The organism is Streptomyces sp. NPDC054866 (assembly GCF_053610745.1).
Genome location: NZ_JBSGZA010000001.1, coordinates 1,387,671 through 1,407,828, shown reverse-complemented (window position 1 = coordinate 1,407,828; position 20,158 = coordinate 1,387,671). Strand labels below are relative to the sequence as shown.

17 protein-coding genes are annotated in these 20,158 nt (G+C 71.0%); 7 read left to right on the top strand and 10 right to left on the bottom strand.

Translation table 11 applies throughout. The features are described 5' to 3' along the window. Positions 1-7 precede the first annotated feature (7 nt). From ACWGI2_RS05935 to ACWGI2_RS05915, 5 genes are all read right to left on the bottom strand, one after another. Positions 8-721 carry a nucleotidyltransferase family protein gene (locus ACWGI2_RS05935; RefSeq protein WP_453394813.1) on the bottom strand — a complete coding sequence of 238 codons (714 nt, stop codon included), beginning with the start codon at positions 719-721 and terminating at the stop codon, positions 8-10. Positions 722-809: 88 nt separating this feature from the next. Beyond that, complete coding sequence (locus ACWGI2_RS05930; RefSeq protein WP_453694249.1) at positions 810-1,811, bottom strand: GDP-mannose 4,6-dehydratase; 1,002 nt, start codon at positions 1,809-1,811, stop codon at positions 810-812. Between the two features lie 89 nt (positions 1,812-1,900). After that, positions 1,901-3,319, bottom strand: coding sequence for a hypothetical protein (locus ACWGI2_RS05925; RefSeq protein WP_453694248.1), 1,419 nt, complete (start codon positions 3,317-3,319; stop codon positions 1,901-1,903). Next, positions 3,316-4,854, bottom strand: a complete 1,539-nt coding sequence (pelF, locus tag ACWGI2_RS05920) for a GT4 family glycosyltransferase PelF (protein WP_453694247.1) — start codon at positions 4,852-4,854, stop codon at positions 3,316-3,318. Before pelF ends, ACWGI2_RS05925 begins: the two co-directional genes overlap by 4 nt. Positions 4,855-5,113: 259 nt before the next feature. Beyond that, positions 5,114-7,273, bottom strand: a complete 2,160-nt coding sequence (locus ACWGI2_RS05915; protein WP_453694246.1) for a hypothetical protein — start codon at positions 7,271-7,273, stop codon at positions 5,114-5,116. 713 nt (positions 7,274-7,986) lie between these two features. Here ACWGI2_RS05915 and ACWGI2_RS05910 point away from each other — a divergent pair. Both ACWGI2_RS05910 and ACWGI2_RS05905 read left to right on the top strand, forming a co-directional pair. After that, complete coding sequence (locus tag ACWGI2_RS05910; protein WP_453694245.1) at positions 7,987-8,670, top strand: alpha/beta hydrolase; 684 nt, start codon at positions 7,987-7,989, stop codon at positions 8,668-8,670. 150 nt (positions 8,671-8,820) lie between these two features. After that, positions 8,821-9,576: an ANTAR domain-containing protein gene (locus ACWGI2_RS05905; protein WP_453694244.1), complete on the top strand. Its 756-nt coding sequence runs from the start codon at positions 8,821-8,823 to the stop codon at positions 9,574-9,576. 31 nt (positions 9,577-9,607) lie between these two features. On the opposite strand, the gene ACWGI2_RS05900 is transcribed toward ACWGI2_RS05905, so the two are convergent. The 5 genes from ACWGI2_RS05900 to ACWGI2_RS05880 form a co-directional block, all read right to left on the bottom strand. Next, positions 9,608-11,932 carry a beta-xylosidase/alpha-l-arabinosidase gene (locus ACWGI2_RS05900; protein ID WP_453694243.1) on the bottom strand — a complete coding sequence of 775 codons (2,325 nt, stop codon included), beginning with the start codon at positions 11,930-11,932 and terminating at the stop codon, positions 9,608-9,610. A 50-nt stretch (positions 11,933-11,982) separates the two neighbouring features. Further along, positions 11,983-12,828: a carbohydrate ABC transporter permease gene (locus tag ACWGI2_RS05895; RefSeq protein ID WP_453694242.1), complete on the bottom strand. Its 846-nt coding sequence runs from the start codon at positions 12,826-12,828 to the stop codon at positions 11,983-11,985. Next, complete coding sequence (locus tag ACWGI2_RS05890) at positions 12,825-13,814, bottom strand: carbohydrate ABC transporter permease (RefSeq protein ID WP_453394804.1); 990 nt, start codon at positions 13,812-13,814, stop codon at positions 12,825-12,827. The genes ACWGI2_RS05895 and ACWGI2_RS05890 overlap by 4 nt, the downstream gene beginning before the upstream one ends. 6 nt (positions 13,815-13,820) lie before the next feature. Further along, positions 13,821-15,119, bottom strand: a complete 1,299-nt coding sequence (locus ACWGI2_RS05885) for an extracellular solute-binding protein (protein WP_453694241.1) — start codon at positions 15,117-15,119, stop codon at positions 13,821-13,823. A 127-nt stretch (positions 15,120-15,246) separates the two neighbouring features. Next, positions 15,247-16,371 (bottom strand): LacI family DNA-binding transcriptional regulator, encoded by a 1,125-nt coding sequence (locus ACWGI2_RS05880; RefSeq protein WP_453694240.1) that lies wholly within the window; start codon positions 16,369-16,371, stop codon positions 15,247-15,249. 151 nt (positions 16,372-16,522) lie between these two features. On the opposite strand from ACWGI2_RS05880, the gene ACWGI2_RS05875 reads away from it, so the two are divergent. The 5 genes from ACWGI2_RS05875 to ACWGI2_RS05855 all read left to right on the top strand — a co-directional run bounded on the left by ACWGI2_RS05875 (position 16,523) and on the right by ACWGI2_RS05855 (position 19,761). Beyond that, entirely contained in the window at positions 16,523-16,768 is a 246-nt protein-coding gene (locus ACWGI2_RS05875) for a hypothetical protein (RefSeq protein ID WP_453694239.1), read from the top strand. Further along, positions 16,765-17,532 carry an IclR family transcriptional regulator gene (locus tag ACWGI2_RS05870; RefSeq protein WP_453394800.1) on the top strand — a complete coding sequence of 256 codons (768 nt, stop codon included), beginning with the start codon at positions 16,765-16,767 and terminating at the stop codon, positions 17,530-17,532. The genes ACWGI2_RS05875 and ACWGI2_RS05870 overlap by 4 nt, the downstream gene beginning before the upstream one ends. Before the next feature lie 95 nt (positions 17,533-17,627). Then, complete coding sequence (locus tag ACWGI2_RS05865; protein WP_453694238.1) at positions 17,628-18,656, top strand: aromatic ring-hydroxylating dioxygenase subunit alpha; 1,029 nt, start codon at positions 17,628-17,630, stop codon at positions 18,654-18,656. Then, complete coding sequence (locus tag ACWGI2_RS05860) at positions 18,653-18,850, top strand: hypothetical protein (RefSeq protein WP_453694237.1); 198 nt, start codon at positions 18,653-18,655, stop codon at positions 18,848-18,850. The genes ACWGI2_RS05865 and ACWGI2_RS05860 overlap by 4 nt, the downstream gene beginning before the upstream one ends. Continuing rightward, complete coding sequence (locus ACWGI2_RS05855; RefSeq protein ID WP_453694236.1) at positions 18,847-19,761, top strand: PDR/VanB family oxidoreductase; 915 nt, start codon at positions 18,847-18,849, stop codon at positions 19,759-19,761. Before ACWGI2_RS05860 ends, ACWGI2_RS05855 begins: the two co-directional genes overlap by 4 nt. Positions 19,762-20,158 lie beyond the last annotated feature (397 nt).

Genomic DNA, 20,158 nt, shown 5'->3' with positions numbered 1-20,158 from the left:
GGCCCGCTCACGCTCCCTTGAGGAGAAGGGAGCGGTGCGTGGTGAACTCCGCGTTCGCGCGGTCGTAGTCGTCCGGGCGACCGATGTCGAGCCAGTAGCCGTCGAAGTCGTAGGCGTGCGGCGGGGTTTCGGACTTCAGGAGGTCGAGGACCAGCTCGTCGAAGCCGAGGGGCAGGCCGGGCGTGTAGGAGGCGAGCGTGTCTCGCGTGAGTCCGTACACCCCCATGGAGACGCGGTAGTCCATGCTCGGCTTCTCGGTGAAGGCGACCACGCGCTCCGATTCGGTGGTCAGCACGCCGAAGTCGATGCGCACCTGACGCGCGTACGTCGCGATCGTCAGCGGCGCCCCGGACGTGCTGTGGCTGTTCAGGACGTCCGCGTAGTCGAGGTCGGTGAGGATGTCGCCGTTCATCACGAGGAAGTGCTCGGGCAGCCGGTCCATCATCGTCAGGAGCGGCCCCATGGTGCCGAGCGGGCTGTCCTCCGTGGAGTAGCCGACGCGCAGTCCCCAGCGTGCGCCGTTGCCGACGTACGCGCGGATGATGTGGCCCAGGTGGCCGATGGCGATGGTGCAGCTGGTGAAGCCGGCGCTCGCCAACTGGCGAAGGACGATCTCCAGGATCGCGTGCTGGTCGCCGATCGGGACCAGCGGCTTGGGCAGCGCGGTGGTGTACGGCCGGAGCCGGACGCCCTTGCCTCCGGCGAGTATGACTGCGTGCATGGTTGTCTCCCCTGTGCGTGACCAGAAGTGGTCAAGTGGCCAGATGCGCAGATCTGTTGACGGTCGGTCAGGGACGGTTGGGAACGGCTCAGATGTTGTAGACGTCCGTCTTGTAGCGGGCCAGGTTGGCCGGGTCGCGGAAGAACTCGACGGTGCGGGCCAGGCCCTGCTCCAGGTCGTGGCCGGGCGCCCAGCCGGTGGCCGCGCGCAGCCGGCTCGCGTCGGCGACCAGGCGCATCACCTCGGAGGCCGTGGGGCGGATGCGCTGCTCGTCCTCGCGCACGTCGAGGTCGGCTTCCATCACCTTGCCGATGAGCCGCACCAGGTCACCGACGGAGATCTCGCCGCCGGTGCCCGCGTTGAAGGTGCGGCCCACGACCGCTTCGGCGGGAGCGGTTCCGACGGCGATGAAGGCCTGCGCGGTGTCCGCGACGAAGGTGAAGTCACGGGTCGGGCGTAGGTCGCCGAGGGTGATCTCCCGTGATCCGGCGGCGACTTGGCCGATGACGGTCGGGATGACGGCCCGCATCGACTGGCGCGGCCCGAAGGTGTTGAAGGGCCGCAGGGTGACCACGGGCGTCTCGAAGCTGGCGTGGTAGCTGTCGGCGAGCCGGTCGCCGCCCGCCTTCGAAGCGGCGTACGGGGACTGGGTGTTGATGGGGTGGTCCTCGGTGATCGGCACGGTCTGCGCGGTGCCGTACGTCTCGCTGGTGGAGGTGTGCACCAGGCGCGGGATCTCCAGGTGGCGTACGGCTTCGAGGACGTTGAGCGTGCCGGTCACGTTCGTGTCCACGTAGCTGTGCGGGGCCTGGTAGGAGTACGGGATCGCGATGAGGGCGGCCAGGTGGTAGACGGTCTCGGCGCCGGTGACCAGGCCGCGGACCGAGCCCGGGTCGCGTACGTCGCCGAGGACGATCTCGACCTCGGCGAGCACCTCGGGCGCCAGGGTCTCCAGCCAGCCGTAGGAGGAGAAGGAGTTGTACTGCGCCATCGCGCGGACCCGGTGGCCCGACGCGACGAGGGCCTCGGTGAGGTGCGAACCGATGAAGCCTTCGGCTCCGGTGACGGCGACGAGTGGTGCGGGTGCCATGAGCTCTCCTGATGCTGGGACGTTGACGAGGTGGTGCGGTGGGCGGGGGCCGGGCCCGGTGGACGTGGCGCCGGACGGCGCGGGGCGGCTCAGGCGTGCGCCGTGGGCCTGCCCAAGCGGTGGACGGCGACCGCGAGCAGCGCGAGCGCGGCGGCGGCAGGGCCGATGAGTTGAGCGGTGGGCGTCGAGACGGTGCCGGTGAGCGGAAGTGCCGTCACGAGGACCGCGGCGGCCAGGCAGGGCGCGGCGGACGGCCAGGCCGCGCCGAACGCCTGGAGGAGCAGGGCGGTCCACAGCACGGCGCCGAGCAGAAGGAGCCGGGTCGCGCTCGCGCCGACGAGTACGGCGCCCAGGGCGAGCGGCACCAGATAGGCCACGCCGCACACGGCGAGCGCACGCGCGGCGCGCAGCCTGAAGCCTCTGGGGGTGGTCGAGGCGTGCAGGGCGGCCACGGCGAGCCCGCGGTAGCGGTAGAGGAGCCACTCGGCGGGGCCCATGCTCAGGGTCAGCACGATGACGGCGTACGGCTCCTGATGTCCCGCCACCGCGGTCAGCGCACCCGCCGCGAGGCCGAACAGGCCGTACGGGAGCGAGCGCACCAGGCGTGGTGCGGGGCCCGGCACCGGGGTCGCCCTGAGCGCCGAGCGCAGTGCGTGCCCCGCGGCGGCCGTCGCGAGCAGCACGGTGAGCAGCGGCAGTCCGGTGCGCAGGAGCTCCGGTGGCTGCCACCACGGCTGAGCCGCCGCGGCCACCACGACCGGAAGGAGCGCCGCCGCGAGGATCTTCTCGTGGCCGAGCACGAGCAGCAGCCCGGCCGCCGCGAGATAGCAGGACTGCCCGACGGCGAACAGCGCGGCGGCCCCGGGGCCCGCGACCAGCAGTCCGGTCACGGAAGCGGCCACGACGCCCAGCGGCGCGCCGGCCAGCAGGGTGCGCCCGGCCTCGTGCCGCCCGGTCGCGAGCCTGCTGTACGCACGGTGGCTCAGCGCCTGGGACCAGGCCCAGGACACCAGGGCCGCGGCGATCAGCCCGTACAGCCCGGAGGCCGACCCCCACGCGCCCTGCGCCAGTACGTATGCCGTGCCGGGAAGCGCGAAGAGCAGCCCGCGCAGGGCGCAGCGAAAGTGGTCGGGCCGCCAGGGGTCGGGCGGCACAGGCGGCTTCGGATGGCTGCGCGGCACCCGCCGGAAGACGGCGTCGGCCAGCGAGAACAGATCGGGGTGCCCATAGGTCTCCTGGATCCTGTCGCCGGTCAGACCCTGCGACTCCAGGAGCGCCGCGACTTCGTAGGGGTGCACGGCCGCGCCCGCCTCGTCGCCGAGTTCGGCGGCGAGCCGGTCAACGGGGTCGTCGGCCCGGGCGGCGCGCAGGTCGACGCCGGGGCGGCTGCGGGGCCGGGGCGGGCGCGCAAGGCGCAGGGCGAGGGTGTCGTCCGCGCCGGGGGCGTCGCCGTGGTGCGCGCGGCGGGCATGTCCGCCGCGCGGCCTGAGAGGGAGCGGTCCGCTCATCCCGCCACCTCGTCCGAGACGTGCTGGATCGCGAACTCGGCCTGCACGAAGGCCTGTTGGCCGGGCGTGGCCAACTCCTCGTAGATGGACCGGAAAGCGTCGACCGTCTGCCGGAGCGTGAACTGCTCGATCACCCGCAGCCGGGCCGCCTCGCCCATCGCGGCGCGGCGCGCGGGGTCGCGGAGCAGTTCGACGACGGCCCGCGCCATGGCCTCCGGTGCGCGCGGCGGCACCACGAGGCCGGTGGGGCCCACGGCCTCCCGCACCCCGCCGACGTCCGTGGAGACCGTGGCGCGCCCGCAGGACATGGCTTCGATCAGGGTGAAGGGGAAACCCTCGCTGATGCTGGAGAGCATCACCACATTGCCCGCCGAGTAGGCGTCCTTGATGTGCTCGACGCGGCCCTCGAAGACCACCGCGTCGCCGTGGCCGAGCTGAGCGGCAAGGGCTTCGCAGCGCTCGCGGTAGGCCTCGCCGCCCCGTGGGGTGCCGCCGAAGAGGCGCAGCCTGGCGTCCGGGATCTCCTGCCTGACCAGGGCGAAGCAGCGGATCAGGGTCTCCAGGTCCTTGATCGGGTCGACCCGGCCCGCCCAGCTCAGGGTGGGGATCAGCGGTTCGGGGCCCGCGGGCGGGAAGGCCTCGGGGTCCACGCCGTTGTAGACGGTGCGGATGAGAGCGGGCTCGGCGCCGCCGCGCTCCTCCCAGAGGCGGTTGTAGCGGTTGCCCGGGGTGATCAGGGCGGCCTGGCGGTACGTTTCTTCGGCGAGCAACCGGAAGAATCCGAGCAGCACGGCCTTCACTGGCCAGCTGTAGGGGCCTGTGCGGTAGCCGAGGTAGCGCTCACGCAGGTACACGCCGTGCTCGGTCAACAGCAGGGGTACGCCGTGGAGTTGACGCCCCACGAGGCCGGGCAGGGCGGCGATGCCGCCGCTGACCGCGTGTGCGACGCCGCGCTCGGGAGGGCGTGCGGCGAGCGGGCGCAGCGCGTGTTCGAGCAGGCCGGTGGCGGTGACCGCGTCGTGGAGCGTCGGCCGCGCCTCGGCGGTCGCGCGCCCGGGGGCGTTCCACACGGAGGTCAGGACGTGTACCGCGCGGTCGGTGCGCAGCATGGGCGCCAGGGCGCCGTCCCGGGCATGCCGGGCGAGGTCGTGGAGCGCGGGGGCGAAGCCGTCCTCGGCGGCCGGGTCGAGCAGGGCGGTGAGGAACTGTTCGTAGGAGCCGAGGAGTTGGCGCCGGCGTCGGCCGCGCGGGGCGTGTCCGGCGGGGGCCGGGCCCCACATGGGCAGGCAGACGGGCTCGTCGACGTGCGGCGGCAGCTCCCAGGCGAGGCTCTCGCGGCCGGTGCCGGTGACGGCGAGCACGCCGAAGTCGATGTCGGGCATGCCGCGGACGAGTTGGTCGCACCAGACGCTGACGCCGCCGTGGCTGTGCGGGTAGGTGCCTTCGGTCAGCAGGGTGACGCGGGTCCGTGGGGGGTGGAACGACGGTGCGGGGAAGGGTGCCGGTATCGGCACGGGCGAGGGTGAGTCGGGCATGGTGGGGCTCCGCGGGTGAGATACGAACGCGAGGGAGCCGACGGCGGCGCCCGCCCCGGTGGACCGGGGTAGGGCGAGTTCCGTGAACGGCGGGGTGCGGGACGTACGGGCGCGGGGGGATGGTGGTGCGATGCCCCCTGGACTGCGGGGCGTTGGGCGTGGGCGGCGGACTTGCGGGGCGTTGGGCGTGGGCGGCGCCCGTCGTGGGTCCGGTGGCAGGCCGGGAGGGGCCGGCCTGCCACCGGGTGGTGCCGGTGGGTCAGCGCCGGGTGGGCAGCGCGCGTGGCGTGTGGCCGTCGGTGCCGGGCTTCACGTACGCGGTGGCGCCGGGTGGGACGGGCAGTTTCCCGGCCGCCTTCGTGACGCCGGGCTGCTCGGCCGCCGTAGCGCCCGCTCCGGGGGCGGACGGCAGGTTGAGCGTGACGCGGCTCTGGAGGAGCGCGGGAGAAACCCAACCGGAGGTTCGCCCCGCGTACGCCGAACCGAACGGGTCGGTGCCCAGGAGGAGTTGCTGGGCGGTACCGGTGGGCATGGTGGCGCGGGCGGCCACGCCGGACGGGGCCTGGACGGTCACCTTGGCGCCGATCCGGTAGGCCGTGACCTTGCCCGCCTTGACGGCCGTGTCCCAGGCCGCGCGGGAGCGCAGCTCGCCGCCGATGTCGGCCATCCGCAGGTTGACCACGGGGGCGTTGTCCGCGAACAGCGCGCCGTACGCGTCAAGGATGGAGCCGAGCACGGGGTAGGCGATGCGGTCCTCGGCGAGGTTCGACTGGTGGATGAAGTGCGGCCGGGGGTCGTTCGCCAGGACGTGGCCCATCGCGATCGTCGACTCCACCGGCACGATGTGGTCCTGGTAGCCGGTGGTGGAGTCGAGGGGGCTCTCCAGGCAGGTGGCGACGGAGGAGTTCTCACAGACGCCGCTGCCGCCGTCCGCCTTGCGGGTGTAGATCCAGTTGTACTCGTCGATCTGCTCGCTGGTGCGGCCCGCGTTGTAGAAGACGTTCATCGGGAAGCGCGGCACGGTGAGCGCCGGGCCCACCGGGCGCTGTCCCCGGTCCCGGGAGTTGTCCGAGCCGAGCCAGGTCACGCCGTTGTCCCGCAGGGCCGGGCCGAGGTTCGGGTTGTCGTCGGGCTGCTGCGGAAGGACCTTGAGCCCCGAGTGCTCGCCGGTCACCAACTCGCCGCTCTGGAGCGGGAGTCCGGCGCGCTGTCCCCAGTTGCGGTTGTCGGAGATCTGCTGGGAGATCTCGGTGCGGGAGACGTAGCGCGTGCTGCCGTCGGCGTTCTTCGCGCAGGTCCACGGCACGGTGCTGACGTCCTGGACGCAGCCGAGGAAGGGGTGGTTGTACGTGTGGTTGATCCAGCGGTGCTCGCCTCGGTCGGCGATCAGCCGGTCCGCCAGGGGGTCCGCGCCGCCGTTCTCCTCGCGGTAGAGCTCGCTGCCGCCGCCGTTGTAGGCCATGTCGAGGGGGAACTTGCGGCCCTTGGACCACTGGGCCGCGTAGGCCGCGTCGTCCGCGGTCATGCGGATCGGGTCGGGTGTGCCCTGGCCCGGCGGGCAGTCCACGTCGCCCGGGGTGCAGTTGAGTTCGCTGTCCCAGCGGTCGTCGGCTCCGAAGACGTCGTCGACGTGCACGGCGAAGTAGTTGCGGGACGAGCCGAGTTGGACGCCCTGGGTCATCCAGTCGACGATGCCGCGGGCGAGGAGCCGGAACTGCTGCTGGTGCTGGTTGTAGACGAAGGTCACCACCAGCTCGCGCCGCCCGTCATGGCGGTACTCGCCCACGAGCGATCCGCGGCCCGACGCGCCGGGGATCGGCGCCTCCACGTAACTCGTGAAGTTGGCGCCGGGTGCGGGCTCGGCCAGGAAGCCGTAACTCTCGCTCGTGGTAGGCGCGTTGTCTTCGAAGGGCACCTGTCCGGCGAGATATCCGAAGGGGCCGCTCTTGCCCGATGCGGTCACCTGGGCCCGGACCCCGTCGAGTGAACCGCTGAACTCGGGCGCCTTCAGGCCTGCTTCGGGCCTGGCGTAGGTGTAGGCGTCGACCTGCGGGATGGAATAGGTCTGCTCGTAGGAGGCCAGGGCGGTCATCTCGGCCGAACCGGCCCCGAACGGATTGTCGTTGGGCAGCACGACCGCCTGGAACTTGGCGCGCGCCCTGCCGTCGACGGTGTCCGCGAGGAACGCGGCGTCGATCACCGGCCGTCCGCTCTGCCGCAGGTCGACGGTCGTGTACGGCGTGCCCTGGCCGTCGAGTTCGGCGGTGAGCGCGGCGGTGGCGGGGCCTCCGTCGGTCACCACCAGGACACGTAGGTCGATGCGTGGCAGCTCGGCCGCCGCGGCCGGAGTGCCGGGCAGCGAGAGCGCGAGAAGCAGAGCGCCGGCGCCGAGTGCCGCCGCTCGCGCGGTGTGATTCATGCGGTGCGTGGTCCCCTCCACGGTCGGGCCGAGGGGATGTCTCCACCCCACGGCCCGCCCCCCAACGACACGGTCACACATCGCAGTGTGTGTCCGTCTCGCTCTGACGCGTCACATAGTGCGGCCCACCTGTGGGGTCTGTGCGGATTCTGTGAAACCTGGCGGAAAAAAGATGGCGAACGCTTAGCGGTACGAAATGAGCGACACGGGACAAGAGATGACCTGCCGGAGTCGGGCGTTCCAGGACGCCTTGGCCGCTCAGAGGGGCCGTGGATCCCCGGGCCGCTGATAGGTGCTGGATACACACGCCGGTTCTCGGCGCGCACGGAGGGCACCGGAATCGAGGTCGCGCCGAACAGCACCAAATCAGCCAAGTGAGCGAGACCCAGCTCGCGACGCCTTGACGCGGAAAGCGCGTTCTGACCTGCACGGCGAGCGCGTTCCTTGAACATCTGGGGGTGTGATTCAGGGCGCGATCGGGGGGCGTGCGAGGGGGCGCTCTTGCATTCTCGGCGTCCACCAATCCAGCACGAGCCCACCGACGAATACCTCGTGTCCGAACGGGTTTGTGAGGGATCCCGGACGCACAGAGGTGGCGGCGGGGGTGGGTGATCCCGGTGGAACGTCGAGGCGTGAGCCTCCTCCGCCCGGACGCTGCCGCCGCCACCTCCTCCTCGTATTGTGAGCGCCCGCTGACATACCGAGGAGTCCCTGTGCCCTTCCGCGATGGCAACCGCCCGGCGCTCGAGCTGAGCAGACCGGTCGCGAAGCCACGTGCCGCCGTGCTTCTGCTGCACGGCGGCCGGGAACACGGGACCACGTCGCCCCCGCCGTGGAATCTGCCGGGCGCGCGCCTGCGTCTCTTCGAGGGCGCGATCCGTCGGTCGACATCGGAAGGCGCGGTGCTGATGGGACGGGTGCGCTATCGCGTCCGGGGCTGGAACGGTGAGCGGCAGGACGCGGCGCGGGACGCCCGCCGGGCCTTGCGTGATCTTGAGCTGCTCACCGGTGACGTACCGACCGTCCTGGTGGGGCATTCGATGGGGGCCCGCGCCGCACTGAGCGCCGCCGGGGATCCGCTGGTGCGGGGAGTGGTCGGCCTCGCCCCCTGGTGCCCCACCGGGGAGCCGGTGGCGCACCTGCGCGGCCGTCGCGTGGTGCTGCTGCACGGCGACCAGGACCGTACGACCGACCCGAGGTCCTCCCTGGACTTCGCGGCTCGGGCCGGCGCCGCGGGCGCCGATGCGGCCACCGTGCTGATGCACGGCGGTGACCACGCCATGCTGAGACGTGCCACCGCATGGCACGACCTGACGGGCAGGACGGTGGCCGGGCTACTGGGCCTCGCCGAGCTCCCTCCCGCGATCGCCGACCAGTTTCCCCGGCACATCGGATGAACGCGTGTCTCCTGCGCGCCGACCGTTGGCGGTAGCGTGGAAGGGATTCCGTGAATTCCTCAACCGGAGCATGAACACAGTCCAGTTGCCGACATGGGGCGACTGTTGACGAGGATGCCGTGGAGGGTGCCCACGGAAGGGAGAGGCGGCATGACCGCCATGTCCGAGAAGCGGCGCGAGGAACGGCTCGCGTCCGCGTTCGTGGATCTCGCTGCCCCCTTGGCGGGGGAAGTGAGCGTGACCGATGTCCTGCGCACACTGACCGAACACTGCGTGGACCTGCTGGACGTCTCGGCGGCCGGGGTCCTGCTGAACGTTCCGCACGGCCAGGTCGTGGAGGTGGTGGCCTCCGACGAGTACACCCACGCACTGGAGCTGTTCGGCCTCGAATGCGACGAGGGTCCGTCCCGGGACCTCTGCCGCTCCCAGTCCCACGTCCCCGAACTCCGGCTGGACGCCGAAGCCACCTGCGTACGGTGGCCCCGCTTCACGCCGCGCGCCCTGCTGCTCGGCTTCACCTCGGTCGCGACGGTCCCGCTGCGCTACCAGGACACCGACACGGTGGTCGGCGCCCTGAGCCTCCTCCACGACCTGCCACGCCCCCTGGACGACACCCAGCTGCGACTGGCCCAGGCGCTGGCGGACACCGCCACCATCTGCGTGATCCGCCAGCAGCTGATGCACCGCCAGCAGGCGCAGATCACACACCTCCAGAGCTCCCTGGAATCGCGGATCGTCATCGAGCAGGCCAAGGGATACCTCTCCAGCTCCCGCGGATGCAGCACGGAACAGGCCCTCATCCGCATGCGGACGTACGCCCGCAACCGCCGGCTCAAGCTCTCCGACGTGGCCCACCAGGTCCTGAACGGCGCCGTCGCGGGCACCCTGCTGGCCCCCGAACGCTGAGGCGCCGGATGTTCCGCACCGCTTCCTCGGCCTAGGACACGGTGCCCACCGAGCGAGACGCCAAGAAGCCCCGCTGGCTTTCTTGAGACGACCTTTCTTGAGACGACAAGAACCTTTCGGTGCCCGCATCGAAAGGGGCGACGCGCGTCTCGCACCACATCCGCCGCCCGTGCCCGACCTCCCGCTCCGGCCCCGTCAGGGTGAGGGAGACGGTGTGGTGGACGCGTTCGCTGGACGCGGCCACGCGCAGTTCGAGCGCACCGGGTTCGACGACACGGCGGCCGTCGGCGCCGGTGTACGCGGCGAGGTCCGCCGGAAACGTGGCATGGACCTCGGCGGACGCCCCGGCATCGAGGGGGACGCGGGCGTAGCCGACGAGCCGGACCTCGGGGCGGGCTACGGTGCCTACCGGGTCGTGGAGATAGAGCTGGACGACCTCCGTGCCGGGGCGTTCGCCGGTGTTGCGGACGGTGAGGCGCAGGGTCGTCTCGCCGTCGGTGGGCAGCTCGGGGGCGTCGCACTGCGGGGCGTCCCAGCTGAACGTCGTATAGGACAGGCCGTGCCCGAACGGGTAGAGCGCGGTGGGGTCCACATTGCTGGCGCCGCTGCGGCGGCCGAGCGGCGGTGCGAGATACGGGGCGGGCTGCCCGCCGGCGGTCCACGGCACGCCGACCGGCAGGCGGCCCGACGGCTCGACACGCCCGGTCAGCACGCCGGCGACCGCGCCGCCGCCCTCCTGTCCGGGGAAGAAGGCCTGGACGACGGCCGCTGCCCGGTCGGCCCAGCGGCCGAGCGCGTAGGGGCGGCCGCTGAGCACGACGATGACGACCGGCGTCCCGGAGTCGAGCACATCGTCGAGCAACGCGCCCTGTCCGTACGGCAGTTCCAGGTCCGCCGCGTCGCAGCCCTCCCCGGAGGAGCCGCGCCCGAACAGACCGGAGCGGTCTCCCACCACGGCCAGACAGATATCCGCCCGCGCCGGATCATCGACGAAGGTGGCGCCGGTCAGCTCCGTGCGCAGGGCCTCGGCGAAAGTGGGGACTTCGACGCCCGCAGGGAGCTCGGGGTGATGGACTCCCACATGGCGGGGGAACGTGTAGCAGCCGAGCATGGCGGCCTGCTCGTCGGCGAGCGGTCCGACAACGGCGATGCGCAGCCCGCGCGCAAGGGGCAGCAGACCGGCGTCGTTGGCGAGCAGGACGACCGACTCCTGCGCCATCCTCCTTGCCAGGTCGCGCATATGAGGGGGATTCAGATCGACGGGGGTCTCCGCGGTCACCGGTTCCCAGTCGGGGTCGAGCAGCCCCAGTTCGCACTTCTGCTCCAGGACCCGCAGCGCGGCCCGGTCGAGCAGTTCGACGGGGAGGCGGCCGGCTTCGGTGAAGCAGCGGGCGGAGGGCAGTTCGACGTCGACACCGGCCGCGAGCGCCAGACCGGCGGCTGCTTCGGTGGAGTCCGCGACCCTCTGCGCGGACTCCAGGAGCGAGACGCCGAAGTAGTCGGAGACCACAGTCCCCGTGAACCCCCATGTGTCACGCAGGAGTTGGGTGAGGAGACCGGTGTGGGCGTGCGCGGGCAGGCCGTCGATGTCGTTGTAGGCGGGCATCACCGAGCGGGCGCCGCCGTCCCGTACCGCCATCTCGAACGGCGGCAGGATCACGTCGGCGAGTTCGCGCGGCCCGAGCGAGGCCGGGGCGTGGTTGCGGGCCGCGCGGGAGGCCGAGTACCCGGCGAAGTGCTTGAGCGTGGCGACGATCCCGGCCGCCTCCAGGCCTCGTACGTACGCGGTGCCGATGGTGCCCACCAGGTACGGGTCCTCACCGATGGACTCCTCGGTGCGGCCCCAGCGCGGGTCTCGTACGACGTCTAGGACGGGCGCAAGACCCTGGTGGATGCCGGCCGCGCGCATCGACGTACCGATCGCCTGTGCCATCTCGGTGACCAGGGCCGGATCGAAGGTGGCGCCCCACGCGAGCGGTGTCGGGAAGATGGTCGCCTGCCAGGCGGTGAATCCCGTCAGGCACTCCTCGTGGGCCAGCGCGGGCAGCCCGAAGCGGTTTGCGGCGCGGATCCGTCGCTGCAGTGCCGCGAGCCTGGCGGCGCCCGTCGCCGGCTCGACCGGGACAGTGCCGAAGGGGCGGGTCAGCTGGCCGAGGCCGTGCGGCAGGAGTGCGTCGAGGGCGGGGCTTTCGGCCGCGTACGCGTGCTGCCCCGGCGCGACCTCGGGGCTGTCGGTGTCGGCCCCCATCCACACGCTGGACAGTTGGGCGGCCTTCTCCTCGGCGGTCATCCGGGCGAGCAGGTCCGCCGCCCTGACGTGGGCGGGCAGGGTGGTGTCCTGCCATGGCTTGACCATGGAACTCCTCAAGTGCGGGGTCAACGAAGCAGTTTGGGAGGGGAGCGGGCTCAGCCCTTCGTGGCGCCCATCGTGATGCCGCCGATCAGCTGCCGTTCGGCCACCGCGTAGAAGGCGAGGGCGGGCACCATGGCGAGGACGAGGTAGGCGAAGACGCGGGCGATGTCGGCGGCGTACTGCCCTTGGAACTGCTGGACGCCGACGGGGATCGTCCACCAGGTCTCGTTGCTGAACACCAGCAGCGGCAGCAGGAAGTTGTTCCAGCTGGTCACCACGGCGAGGACGGATACGGTGCCGAGCGCCGGGCGTGCCATCGGCAGCAGGATCCGCCAGAAGAAGCCGAACGGGGAGCAGCCGTCGAGTGTGGCCGCCTCCTCCAGTTCGCCGGGGATCTCGCGGAAGAAGCCGCGCAGGATGACGATGGTGAGGGGCAGTCCGAACGCGGCCTGCGGCAGGATCACGCCCCACGGGTTGTCGAGGAGCCCGAAGGTACGCAACAGGATGAACAGCGGCAGGATCGCCACCGCGAACGGGAACATCAGCCCCATCGTGAAGAGCGTGAACAGCAACTCCCGCCCGCGGTACGCGAATCGGGCCAGGGAGAACGCCGCGAGGGCGGCGGCCCCCACCGTCAGGACGGTCGTCCCGATCGCGATCAGGGTGGACGAGCCGAGCATCCGCCAGAAGGAGCCGGAGGCGAGGATGTCCGTGTAGTTGGACGTCACCCAGGGCGAGGGCAGACCGAAGGGGTTGCTGGACAGCTGGTCGGTGGATTTGAAGCCGGACACGAGGGCGTAGAGCAGCGGCGTCACCATGACGATGCCGACCACCCACACGATCACGTACAGGGGCACCTTGCCGAAGCGACGGCGGCCCGCCGCGTCGGGCGCGGTCATCGGGTGGCTCGCATGTTCGTGAGGGCTCCTTCGGTGTCGCGGCGCAGCACGAAACGCTGGTAGGCGAGGGCGAAGACGAGGCTGATGAGGAAGAGCGCGATGCTGATCGCGCTGGCGTAGCCGATCTGGTAGCGCTTGAACCCGAACTGGAACAGCGTGATGGCCATCGTCTCCGAGGCGTGGTCGGGCCCGCCCTGGGAGATCACCCACACCAGGTCGAACAGCTGGATGGCGCCGATGACCGACAGGAACGCGCTGATCCGGAGGGTCGGTCCGAGCAGTGGCAGGGTGATGTGGCGGAAGCGCTGCCAGGAGCTCGCCCCGTCGATGCGGGCGGCCTCGTGCAGTTCGGCCGGGATGCCCTGAAGGCCTGCCAGGTAGAGCATCATGTGGAACCCGAAGTACTTCCACGTCATCACGAGGAACAGGGTCGGCATGACCGTCGACTGGTCGGCGAACCACAGCCCGCCGAGTCCGTCGAGGCCGACCGCGCCGAGCACCTTGTCGGCGAGCCCGGCGTCCGGCGCGAAGATCATGGAGAACAGGACGCCGGTGATCACCTCGGACAGGACGTACGGGGCGAAGAACAGCATCCGGTACACGGCCCGGCCGCGCAGCTTCTGATTGAGCAGGACCGCCATGGCGACCGCGAACGGCAGCTGGACGAGGACCGAGAAGCCGACGAGGAGCAGGCCGCGCCACAGGTCGCCGAGGAAGACCGGGTCCTTGGCGAGGCGGCTGTAGTTGTCGAATCCGGTGTAGTCCGAAGGGGCACCGAAGCCACCCCAGTTGAAGAGGCTCACGTACAGCGCGTACATGATCGGGGCGAGCACGAGCGCGCCGAACAGGATCAGGGCGGGCAGGGTGAAGGAGACGGCGGTCAGCCAGTCCGTGACGCGGCGGGCGCGCGGCCGCCGGTTGCCGGGGCCGGGCTGCTGCTCCTTGGCGACGGCGGGCCGCGCGTCCTTTACGTAGGTCGACGTCATGGTCTCTTACTGGCTCTTGGCGACCTGGGTCACCGAACGGGCCACCTGCTCGGGCGACTTGGATCCGGCGATGAGCGCGGCGACGGAGTCGTTGACCTCCTGGCCGACGGCCGGCGGGTAGGCCTGGTCGAGGTAGAGCTGGAACCCGGTGGACTTGCCGAGCATGCCGGAGACAGCCTTGAGATTGGGGTCGGTCAGGGCGCTGGTGGCGTCCTTGACGACCGGGATCGTGTCGGCCTTGGAGACGAGGATGCGGTCGGACTCGGCGGTCATGAAGAACTTCAGGAAGTCGACGGCCGCCTTCGGCGCGCCCTTGCGGACGGCGTAGCCGCCGCCTCCGCCGAACACGTCCGTGCGGGCCCCCTTGCCGCCGGCCACCGAGGGGAAGCCGAAGAAGCCGAGGTCCTTGCCGATGCCCTTGCCCGCGTCGGCCTGCACGACGGGCGCCCACTGCCCCATCAGTTCCATGGCGGCCTTGCCGTTGCCCATGGTGGCGGCCTCGCCGTTGGGGGTGGAGTAGGCGGCGCCGAGAAAGCCCTTCTGGAACGGCTTCAGCGCGACCAGCTCCTTGAGGTGCTCGCCCGCCTTGACGAAGTCGTCGCCGGTGAAGTCCTTGGCGTCGGCGGCCTTCTGCATGCCGTCGACCCCGGCGATGCGCATCGACAGATACGCCCAGAAGTACATGCCGGGCCACTTCTCCTTGCCCGCGAGGGCAATGGGCGTAATGCCGGCGCTCTTCAGCTTCTGGACGGTGTCGAGATAGTCGTCCCAGGTGGTGGGCAGGGCGTCGATACCGGCCTTCTTGAAGAGCGCCTTGTTGTACCAGAAGCCCACGGCACCGATGTCGAACGGCACCGCGTACGTCTTGCTGTCGAACTGGTAGGCCTTGACCGACGCGGGCACGAGCGTGGCGGTCAGAGGCTCGATGGACGCGGTGAGGTCCTCGACGAGGCCCGCATCGATCTGCTGCCGCAGAACACCGCCACCCCAGGTGTGGTAGATGTCCGGAAGTTTTCCGGAGCTGGTCAGTGCCGTCATCTTCGACTTGTAGGCGTCGTTCTCCAGCGTGACGAGCTTGATGCGTACATCGGGGTTCTTGGCCTCGAACGCCTTCGCCCGCTCCGGCCAGACGGTCTTCGACGGCTCCGTGGTCTGGATGTTCCACCATTCGACGACGGTCCGGCCGGAACTGTCCTTCCCGCCACCGGAGTCGGAACCACCGCACGCGGTGAGTGCGGCAGCCCCGAGACCGGCGGCGGAGGCGGCGCCGAGGAGGCGTCGGCGGGAGAGATCGGAGGCTGACATGGCACACCTTCCGGAAGGGATCCGAAAACTATCGGTAGATGGCCACGGAAGTTACGGACACAAGGCGGGGGTGTCAACGCCCTTAACAAAATGGGTCGTTGACACCCCCGTCCGGGTGCCCGTCGCGCTACAGGTCGCGCGGAGCCGCCGTACTGGCCCTGACCACGAGTTCCGTGGCCAACTCGACGCGCGGCGACGCGGGTGCGACGGAGCGCGCGAGGTCGAGTACGGCGCGGGCCGCCAACTTGCCCATGTCGGACAGGGGTTGGCGGACCGTGGTGAGCGGCGGCGCGCTCCAGCGCACCTCCGGCAGGTCGTCGAAGCCGACGACGCTCATGTCCTCGGGCACCCGCAGACCGCGCCGGCGCAGCGCCTCGATCGCGCCGAGCGCCATCTGGTCGCTGGACGCGAAGACGGCGGTGGGCGGGTCGGCGAGGTCAAGGAGCTGGTTGCAGCCGGTGAACCCGGACGCGTGGTAGAAGTCGCCGGGCACGATCAGCTCGTCGTCGACCGGCACGCCCGCCGCGTCGAGCGCGGCCCGGTACCCGTCGAGCCTGGCCCGCGAGCACAGCAGCCGGGGCGGGCCCTCTATGAACCCGATCCGCCGGTGCCCGAGGTCCAGCAGGTGCTCGGTCGCCGCCATCCCGCCCGCCCAGTTGGTGGCGCCGACCGTCGGCGCCTCGGTCGCCGGCGAGCCCGCCGGGTCGATCACCACCAACGGCACGCCCAGGCGCCGCAGTTCGTCGTGGAGACCGGGTTCGAGGGCGGATGTGACCAGGATGACGCCGTCGGATGCGCGGGCCCGCAGATTGGTCATCCACTGCCGTGCGGCGCCCGCCCGGTCGTGGATCGCGGAGACCACGGTGCCCACCTCGGCCTCGTGCGCGACCTCCTCGACGCCGCGGATGATCTCCACGGCCCAGGGGCTGTCCAGGTCGTTGAAGACCAGGTCGAGCAGGGCCGCGCGGTCGCCGGGCGCCGGCGGGCGGCGCTGGTAGCCGTGCCGGTGCAGCAGATCCTCCACCCGGGCGCGGGTGGCCGGCGACACGTCGGACCGTCCGTTGACGACCCGCGAGACGGTCGGGACCGAGACCCCGGCCTCCCGCGCGATCTCGGTGATCGTCACCTTGGCCGGCCCGTCCGGGCTCCGCGTGGTCGCCTTGCGCTGAGCGCCTTCCCCGGCCACGTCCCTCACCTCCGTCGACTCGCCATCCGAAAGGGCTCCGGATGTCTTCCGGAAACCGTAGGACATGCTGTCGACCGTGCGCCGGTCAAGCCCTGTGCTCGGTCAGGCCGATACCTGCGGCGAGTGGGCGACTTGGGGGCGCCGAGGCACCCGCCGGCCGCGGCTGAGCGTGAGGGTCGGCCCGGTGGCGGAGGCCGCCATCGGGCAGGATCTCAGGATGTCGCTGCGCCCACTCCATCTGGTCTTCGCCCCGCCGCTCGCCCCGCTACTCGCCCGGCCGCTCGCCCCGCTGGTGCCGCTCGTCCTGCGGCACGAGGGGCGTCCGACGGGCCGGCTCGCTGTGAACTGCACGGCGGACTGCACGACGGAGGGCACGGTGGGCGGCTCGACCCACCGGCGTCCAGCCCGGTCAGGCCACCGACCTGCGGCCGCCGCTCCCCGCTCCGGCAGGGCTGCCCGATGAACCGTTCCGCCACCGACCGTCTCCTCGACGTCCTGGGCGCCTTCGACCAGGCACATCCCGCCCTGACCCTCACTCAACTCGCGCACCGCGCCGACCTGCCGCTGGCCACCGCGCACCGGCTCGTCGGGGCGCTGACGCGGTGGGGCGCCCTGGAACGGGACGACGCCGGGCTCTATCACGTAGGACTGCGCCTGTGGGAGATCGCCGCGCTCGCCCCGCGCGGCCTCGGGCTGCGCCAAGCGGCGCTGCCCTTCCTGGAGGACCTGTACGAGGCCACGCACGAGAACGTCCATCTCGCCGTGCGCGACGGCCTGGAGGTCGTCTACATCGAGCGGCTTTCCGGACGTTCCGCGGTGGGCGTGCACTCGCAGGTCGGCGCGCGCTGGCCCCTGCACGCCACCGGAGTCGGACTCGTCCTGCTCGCCCACGGGGGCCTCGACCTCCAGACCCGGTACCCCACCGACACCCTGGCCGCCTTCACGCCGTACACCGTGACCGATCCGAACCAACTGCGGCGCATACTCGCCGATGTGCGGCGCGGCGGGGTCGCGGTGAGCGACCGCCAGATCACCGACGACGCGCTGTCGGTGGCGGCGCCGGTGCGCGGACCACGCGGGGACGTGGTCGCCGCGGTCTCGGTCGTCGTACCGGTGACGGGGGCGCGGACACCCGCGCTGATTCCGGCGGTCCAGCTGGCCGGACGCGGCATCTCGCGCGCCCTGGGCTGGCAACCCGTCTCGCCCGAGCCTCCGGCTTCCGCCTGACGGAAGTCGCGTTGTGAGGGTGTGCCCCAGGTCACGACTCTGTTCCACGACGCGGAGCGATGGCGCTGCGCGCAGTAACAGGAGGGACGCCTGCCATGACCGATCACACCGCTTTCGCCCGCGACCAGTGGTACGTCGCCGCTTGGTCCTCCGAGGTCGGCCGCGAACTCCTCGGCCGTACCGTCCTCGGAGAACCGCTCGCCCTCTACCGCACGCAGGCGGGGGAACCGGTCGTCCTCGCCGACCGCTGCGTGCACCGCCGCTACCCGCTCTCGGCGAGCGGTCTCGACGGTGACCGGGTCGTGTGCGGATACCACGGGTTCACCTACGACACGATCGGGACGTGCGTGTACGTGCCGGGGCAGAAACGCGTTCCGCGTACGGCGCGGGTGAGTTCGTACCCCGTCGCCGAGGTCGACGCCATGGTGTGGGTGTGGATCGGTGACCCGGAACTCGCCGACGCCGACAGGATTCCGCGGGCCCCGCACCTGGCCGAGGACGGCTGGGTGACCGTGCAAGGGATGGAGCCGATCGACGCCGACTACGGCCTCCTGGTCGACAACCTGATGGACCTCTCCCACGAGACGTATCTGCACGGCGGCTACATCGGCACCCCGGAGGTCGCCGAGACGCCGATCACCACCGAGGTCGACGAGACCGCCGGGATCGTACGGGTCTCACGGCACATGCTCGACGCCGAGTGCCCGCCCTTCTATGCCCGCTCCACCGGGATCGAGGGCCGCATCCAACGGTTGCAGGACATCGAGTACCACGCGCCCTGCCTGTACCTCCTGCACAGCCGCATCAGCCCGTCCGGGGCCGGTCCGTCCGGGGCCGAATCGCCGCAGTTCCGCACGGAGATCACGTACGCCATCACGCCGTCGGCACCCGGCAAGGTCTACGACTTCTGGGCGGTCTCCCGGAACTTCGCCGTCGACGACCACGAAGTGACCGAATTCCTGCGGGACTTCAACCACACGGTCGTCATGCAGGACGTGGACGCGCTCAACCTGCTGCAGCGCTCCCTGGACACCGAGCCCGCCGGCTACCAGGAGCTCAGCATCAACATCGACACCGGCGGTCTGGCCGCCCGCCGCATCCTCGCCAAGCTGGCCGCGGGATGAGCGGCGACGTCTTCCGCGTCGAGTGGCTCCCCGGCACCGATCTCCTCGACGGCTCCTGCCACTGCGGCGCGCGCCACACGTGCCAGGATCCGGTCGCCATGTGGGAGTGGATGCTAGCCCACCCCGACCACCACTCCGGCCACTCCGACCACTCCAGCCACCCCGCTGTCACGGAGGAGGACCGCACCTCATGAGCGAGTTGCTCGTCGACCTCGTCGTCACCGAACGCCGCCAGGAAGCGGCCGACGTCGTGTCCCTGTTCCTGCGCCGCCCCGACGGCGCGCCGCTGCCCGCCTGGGAGCCGGGCGCCCATGTCGACCTCGTCCTGTCCGACGGCCTTGAGCGGCAGTACTCACTGTGCGGCGGTGACGCCCACACCTGGCGGATCGCCGTGCTGCGGGAGCGGGAGAGCCGCGGCGGTTCCGCCCATGTGCACGGTGAGCTGGGGCCCGGCAGCCGGGTGTACGCCCGGGGGCCGCGCAACCACTTCCGGCTCGAACCGGCGCCCTCGTACAGGTTCGTGGCGGGCGGCATCGGCATCACCCCGATCCTGCCGATGCTGCATGCCGCAGCGGGCGAATGGACGTTGTACTACGGTGGCCGCGCACGCCAATCAATGGCGTTCACCGAGGAGTTGGCGACCAGCCATCCCGCCGACAGGATCCGGCTCTGCGAGGGCCCGCTCGACCTGCCGGAGTTCCTGGCCGGTCTGCGGCCAGGTGAACTCGTCTACGCCTGCGGCCCGGAGTCGCTCCTCACCTCCATCGAGGCTCTGGTGCCCCCCGAGGCCCTACGCACCGAACGCTTCACCCCGACACAGGCCGTCACCGCCGGGAACACACCTTTCGAGGTCGAACTCGCCCGCTCCGGCCGCACGTTGATGGTCCCGGCCGACGAGTCAATCCTCGCCACATTGCAGCGGGCCGGGGTCGAGGTTCTCTACTCCTGCACAGAAGGCACCTGCGGCACCTGCGAGACGGACGTACTGTCCGGAAAGGTCGACCACCGCGACAGTGTGCTCACCGCACAGGAACGGGCCTGCGACGACACGCTCATGGTGTGCGTGTCACGGGCGAAGGAGGGCCGGCTCACGCTGGACCTGTGACGGGCACGGGTCGAAATCTGAGCACCGTACGCGCCGCCCACCCCGCTCCCAGGGAACAACGGAAACGGCTCCCCGCCACCCAAAAAAAGAGAAATCGCTCCCAACCACGAATTAGGGGCCACCCGAAGGCGCCCCCTACCTGCGACGTTTCTGTCGGGACGACAGAATTTGAACCTGCGTCCCCTTGCCACCCAGTCAAGTGCACGATTCTAATGCGCAGTTCTGAATCCCCGTTGACGGCCGTACGACGCCATACGCGGAAGTACAGCGCCGCTGGCCTCCTATCGGCCGATCCCCAGCCTGCCGAACTTCGCGGCAGCTCAGAGGCCTCATGGAGTGGCGGGGGTGAGACTCGAACCCGCCACAGACCGAAGCGTCGTCCCAGAGGCGCGGGCCG

Bases quoted from the DNA above. Each gene is read 5' to 3' on its own strand.
- ACWGI2_RS05935 (WP_453394813.1), bottom strand. From the start codon at position 721: ATGCACGCAGTCATACTCGCCGGAGGCAAGGGCGTCCGGCTCCGGCCG.
- ACWGI2_RS05930 (WP_453694249.1), bottom strand. From the start codon at position 1,811: ATGGCACCCGCACCACTCGTCGCCGTCACCGGAGCCGAAGGCTTCATC.
- ACWGI2_RS05925 (WP_453694248.1), bottom strand. From the start codon at position 3,319: ATGAGCGGACCGCTCCCTCTCAGGCCGCGCGGCGGACATGCCCGCCGC.
- pelF (WP_453694247.1), bottom strand. From the start codon at position 4,854: ATGCCCGACTCACCCTCGCCCGTGCCGATACCGGCACCCTTCCCCGCA.
- ACWGI2_RS05915 (WP_453694246.1), bottom strand. From the start codon at position 7,273: ATGAATCACACCGCGCGAGCGGCGGCACTCGGCGCCGGCGCTCTGCTT.
- ACWGI2_RS05905 (WP_453694244.1), top strand. From the start codon at position 8,821: ATGACCGCCATGTCCGAGAAGCGGCGCGAGGAACGGCTCGCGTCCGCG.
- ACWGI2_RS05900 (WP_453694243.1), bottom strand. From the start codon at position 11,932: ATGGTCAAGCCATGGCAGGACACCACCCTGCCCGCCCACGTCAGGGCG.
- ACWGI2_RS05895 (WP_453694242.1), bottom strand. From the start codon at position 12,828: ATGACCGCGCCCGACGCGGCGGGCCGCCGTCGCTTCGGCAAGGTGCCC.
- ACWGI2_RS05890 (WP_453394804.1), bottom strand. From the start codon at position 13,814: ATGACGTCGACCTACGTAAAGGACGCGCGGCCCGCCGTCGCCAAGGAG.
- ACWGI2_RS05885 (WP_453694241.1), bottom strand. From the start codon at position 15,119: ATGTCAGCCTCCGATCTCTCCCGCCGACGCCTCCTCGGCGCCGCCTCC.
- ACWGI2_RS05880 (WP_453694240.1), bottom strand. From the start codon at position 16,371: ATGTCCTACGGTTTCCGGAAGACATCCGGAGCCCTTTCGGATGGCGAG.
- ACWGI2_RS05875 (WP_453694239.1), top strand. From the start codon at position 16,523: ATGTCGCTGCGCCCACTCCATCTGGTCTTCGCCCCGCCGCTCGCCCCG.
- ACWGI2_RS05870 (WP_453394800.1), top strand. From the start codon at position 16,765: ATGAACCGTTCCGCCACCGACCGTCTCCTCGACGTCCTGGGCGCCTTC.
- ACWGI2_RS05865 (WP_453694238.1), top strand. From the start codon at position 17,628: ATGACCGATCACACCGCTTTCGCCCGCGACCAGTGGTACGTCGCCGCT.
- ACWGI2_RS05860 (WP_453694237.1), top strand. From the start codon at position 18,653: ATGAGCGGCGACGTCTTCCGCGTCGAGTGGCTCCCCGGCACCGATCTC.
- ACWGI2_RS05855 (WP_453694236.1), top strand. From the start codon at position 18,847: ATGAGCGAGTTGCTCGTCGACCTCGTCGTCACCGAACGCCGCCAGGAA.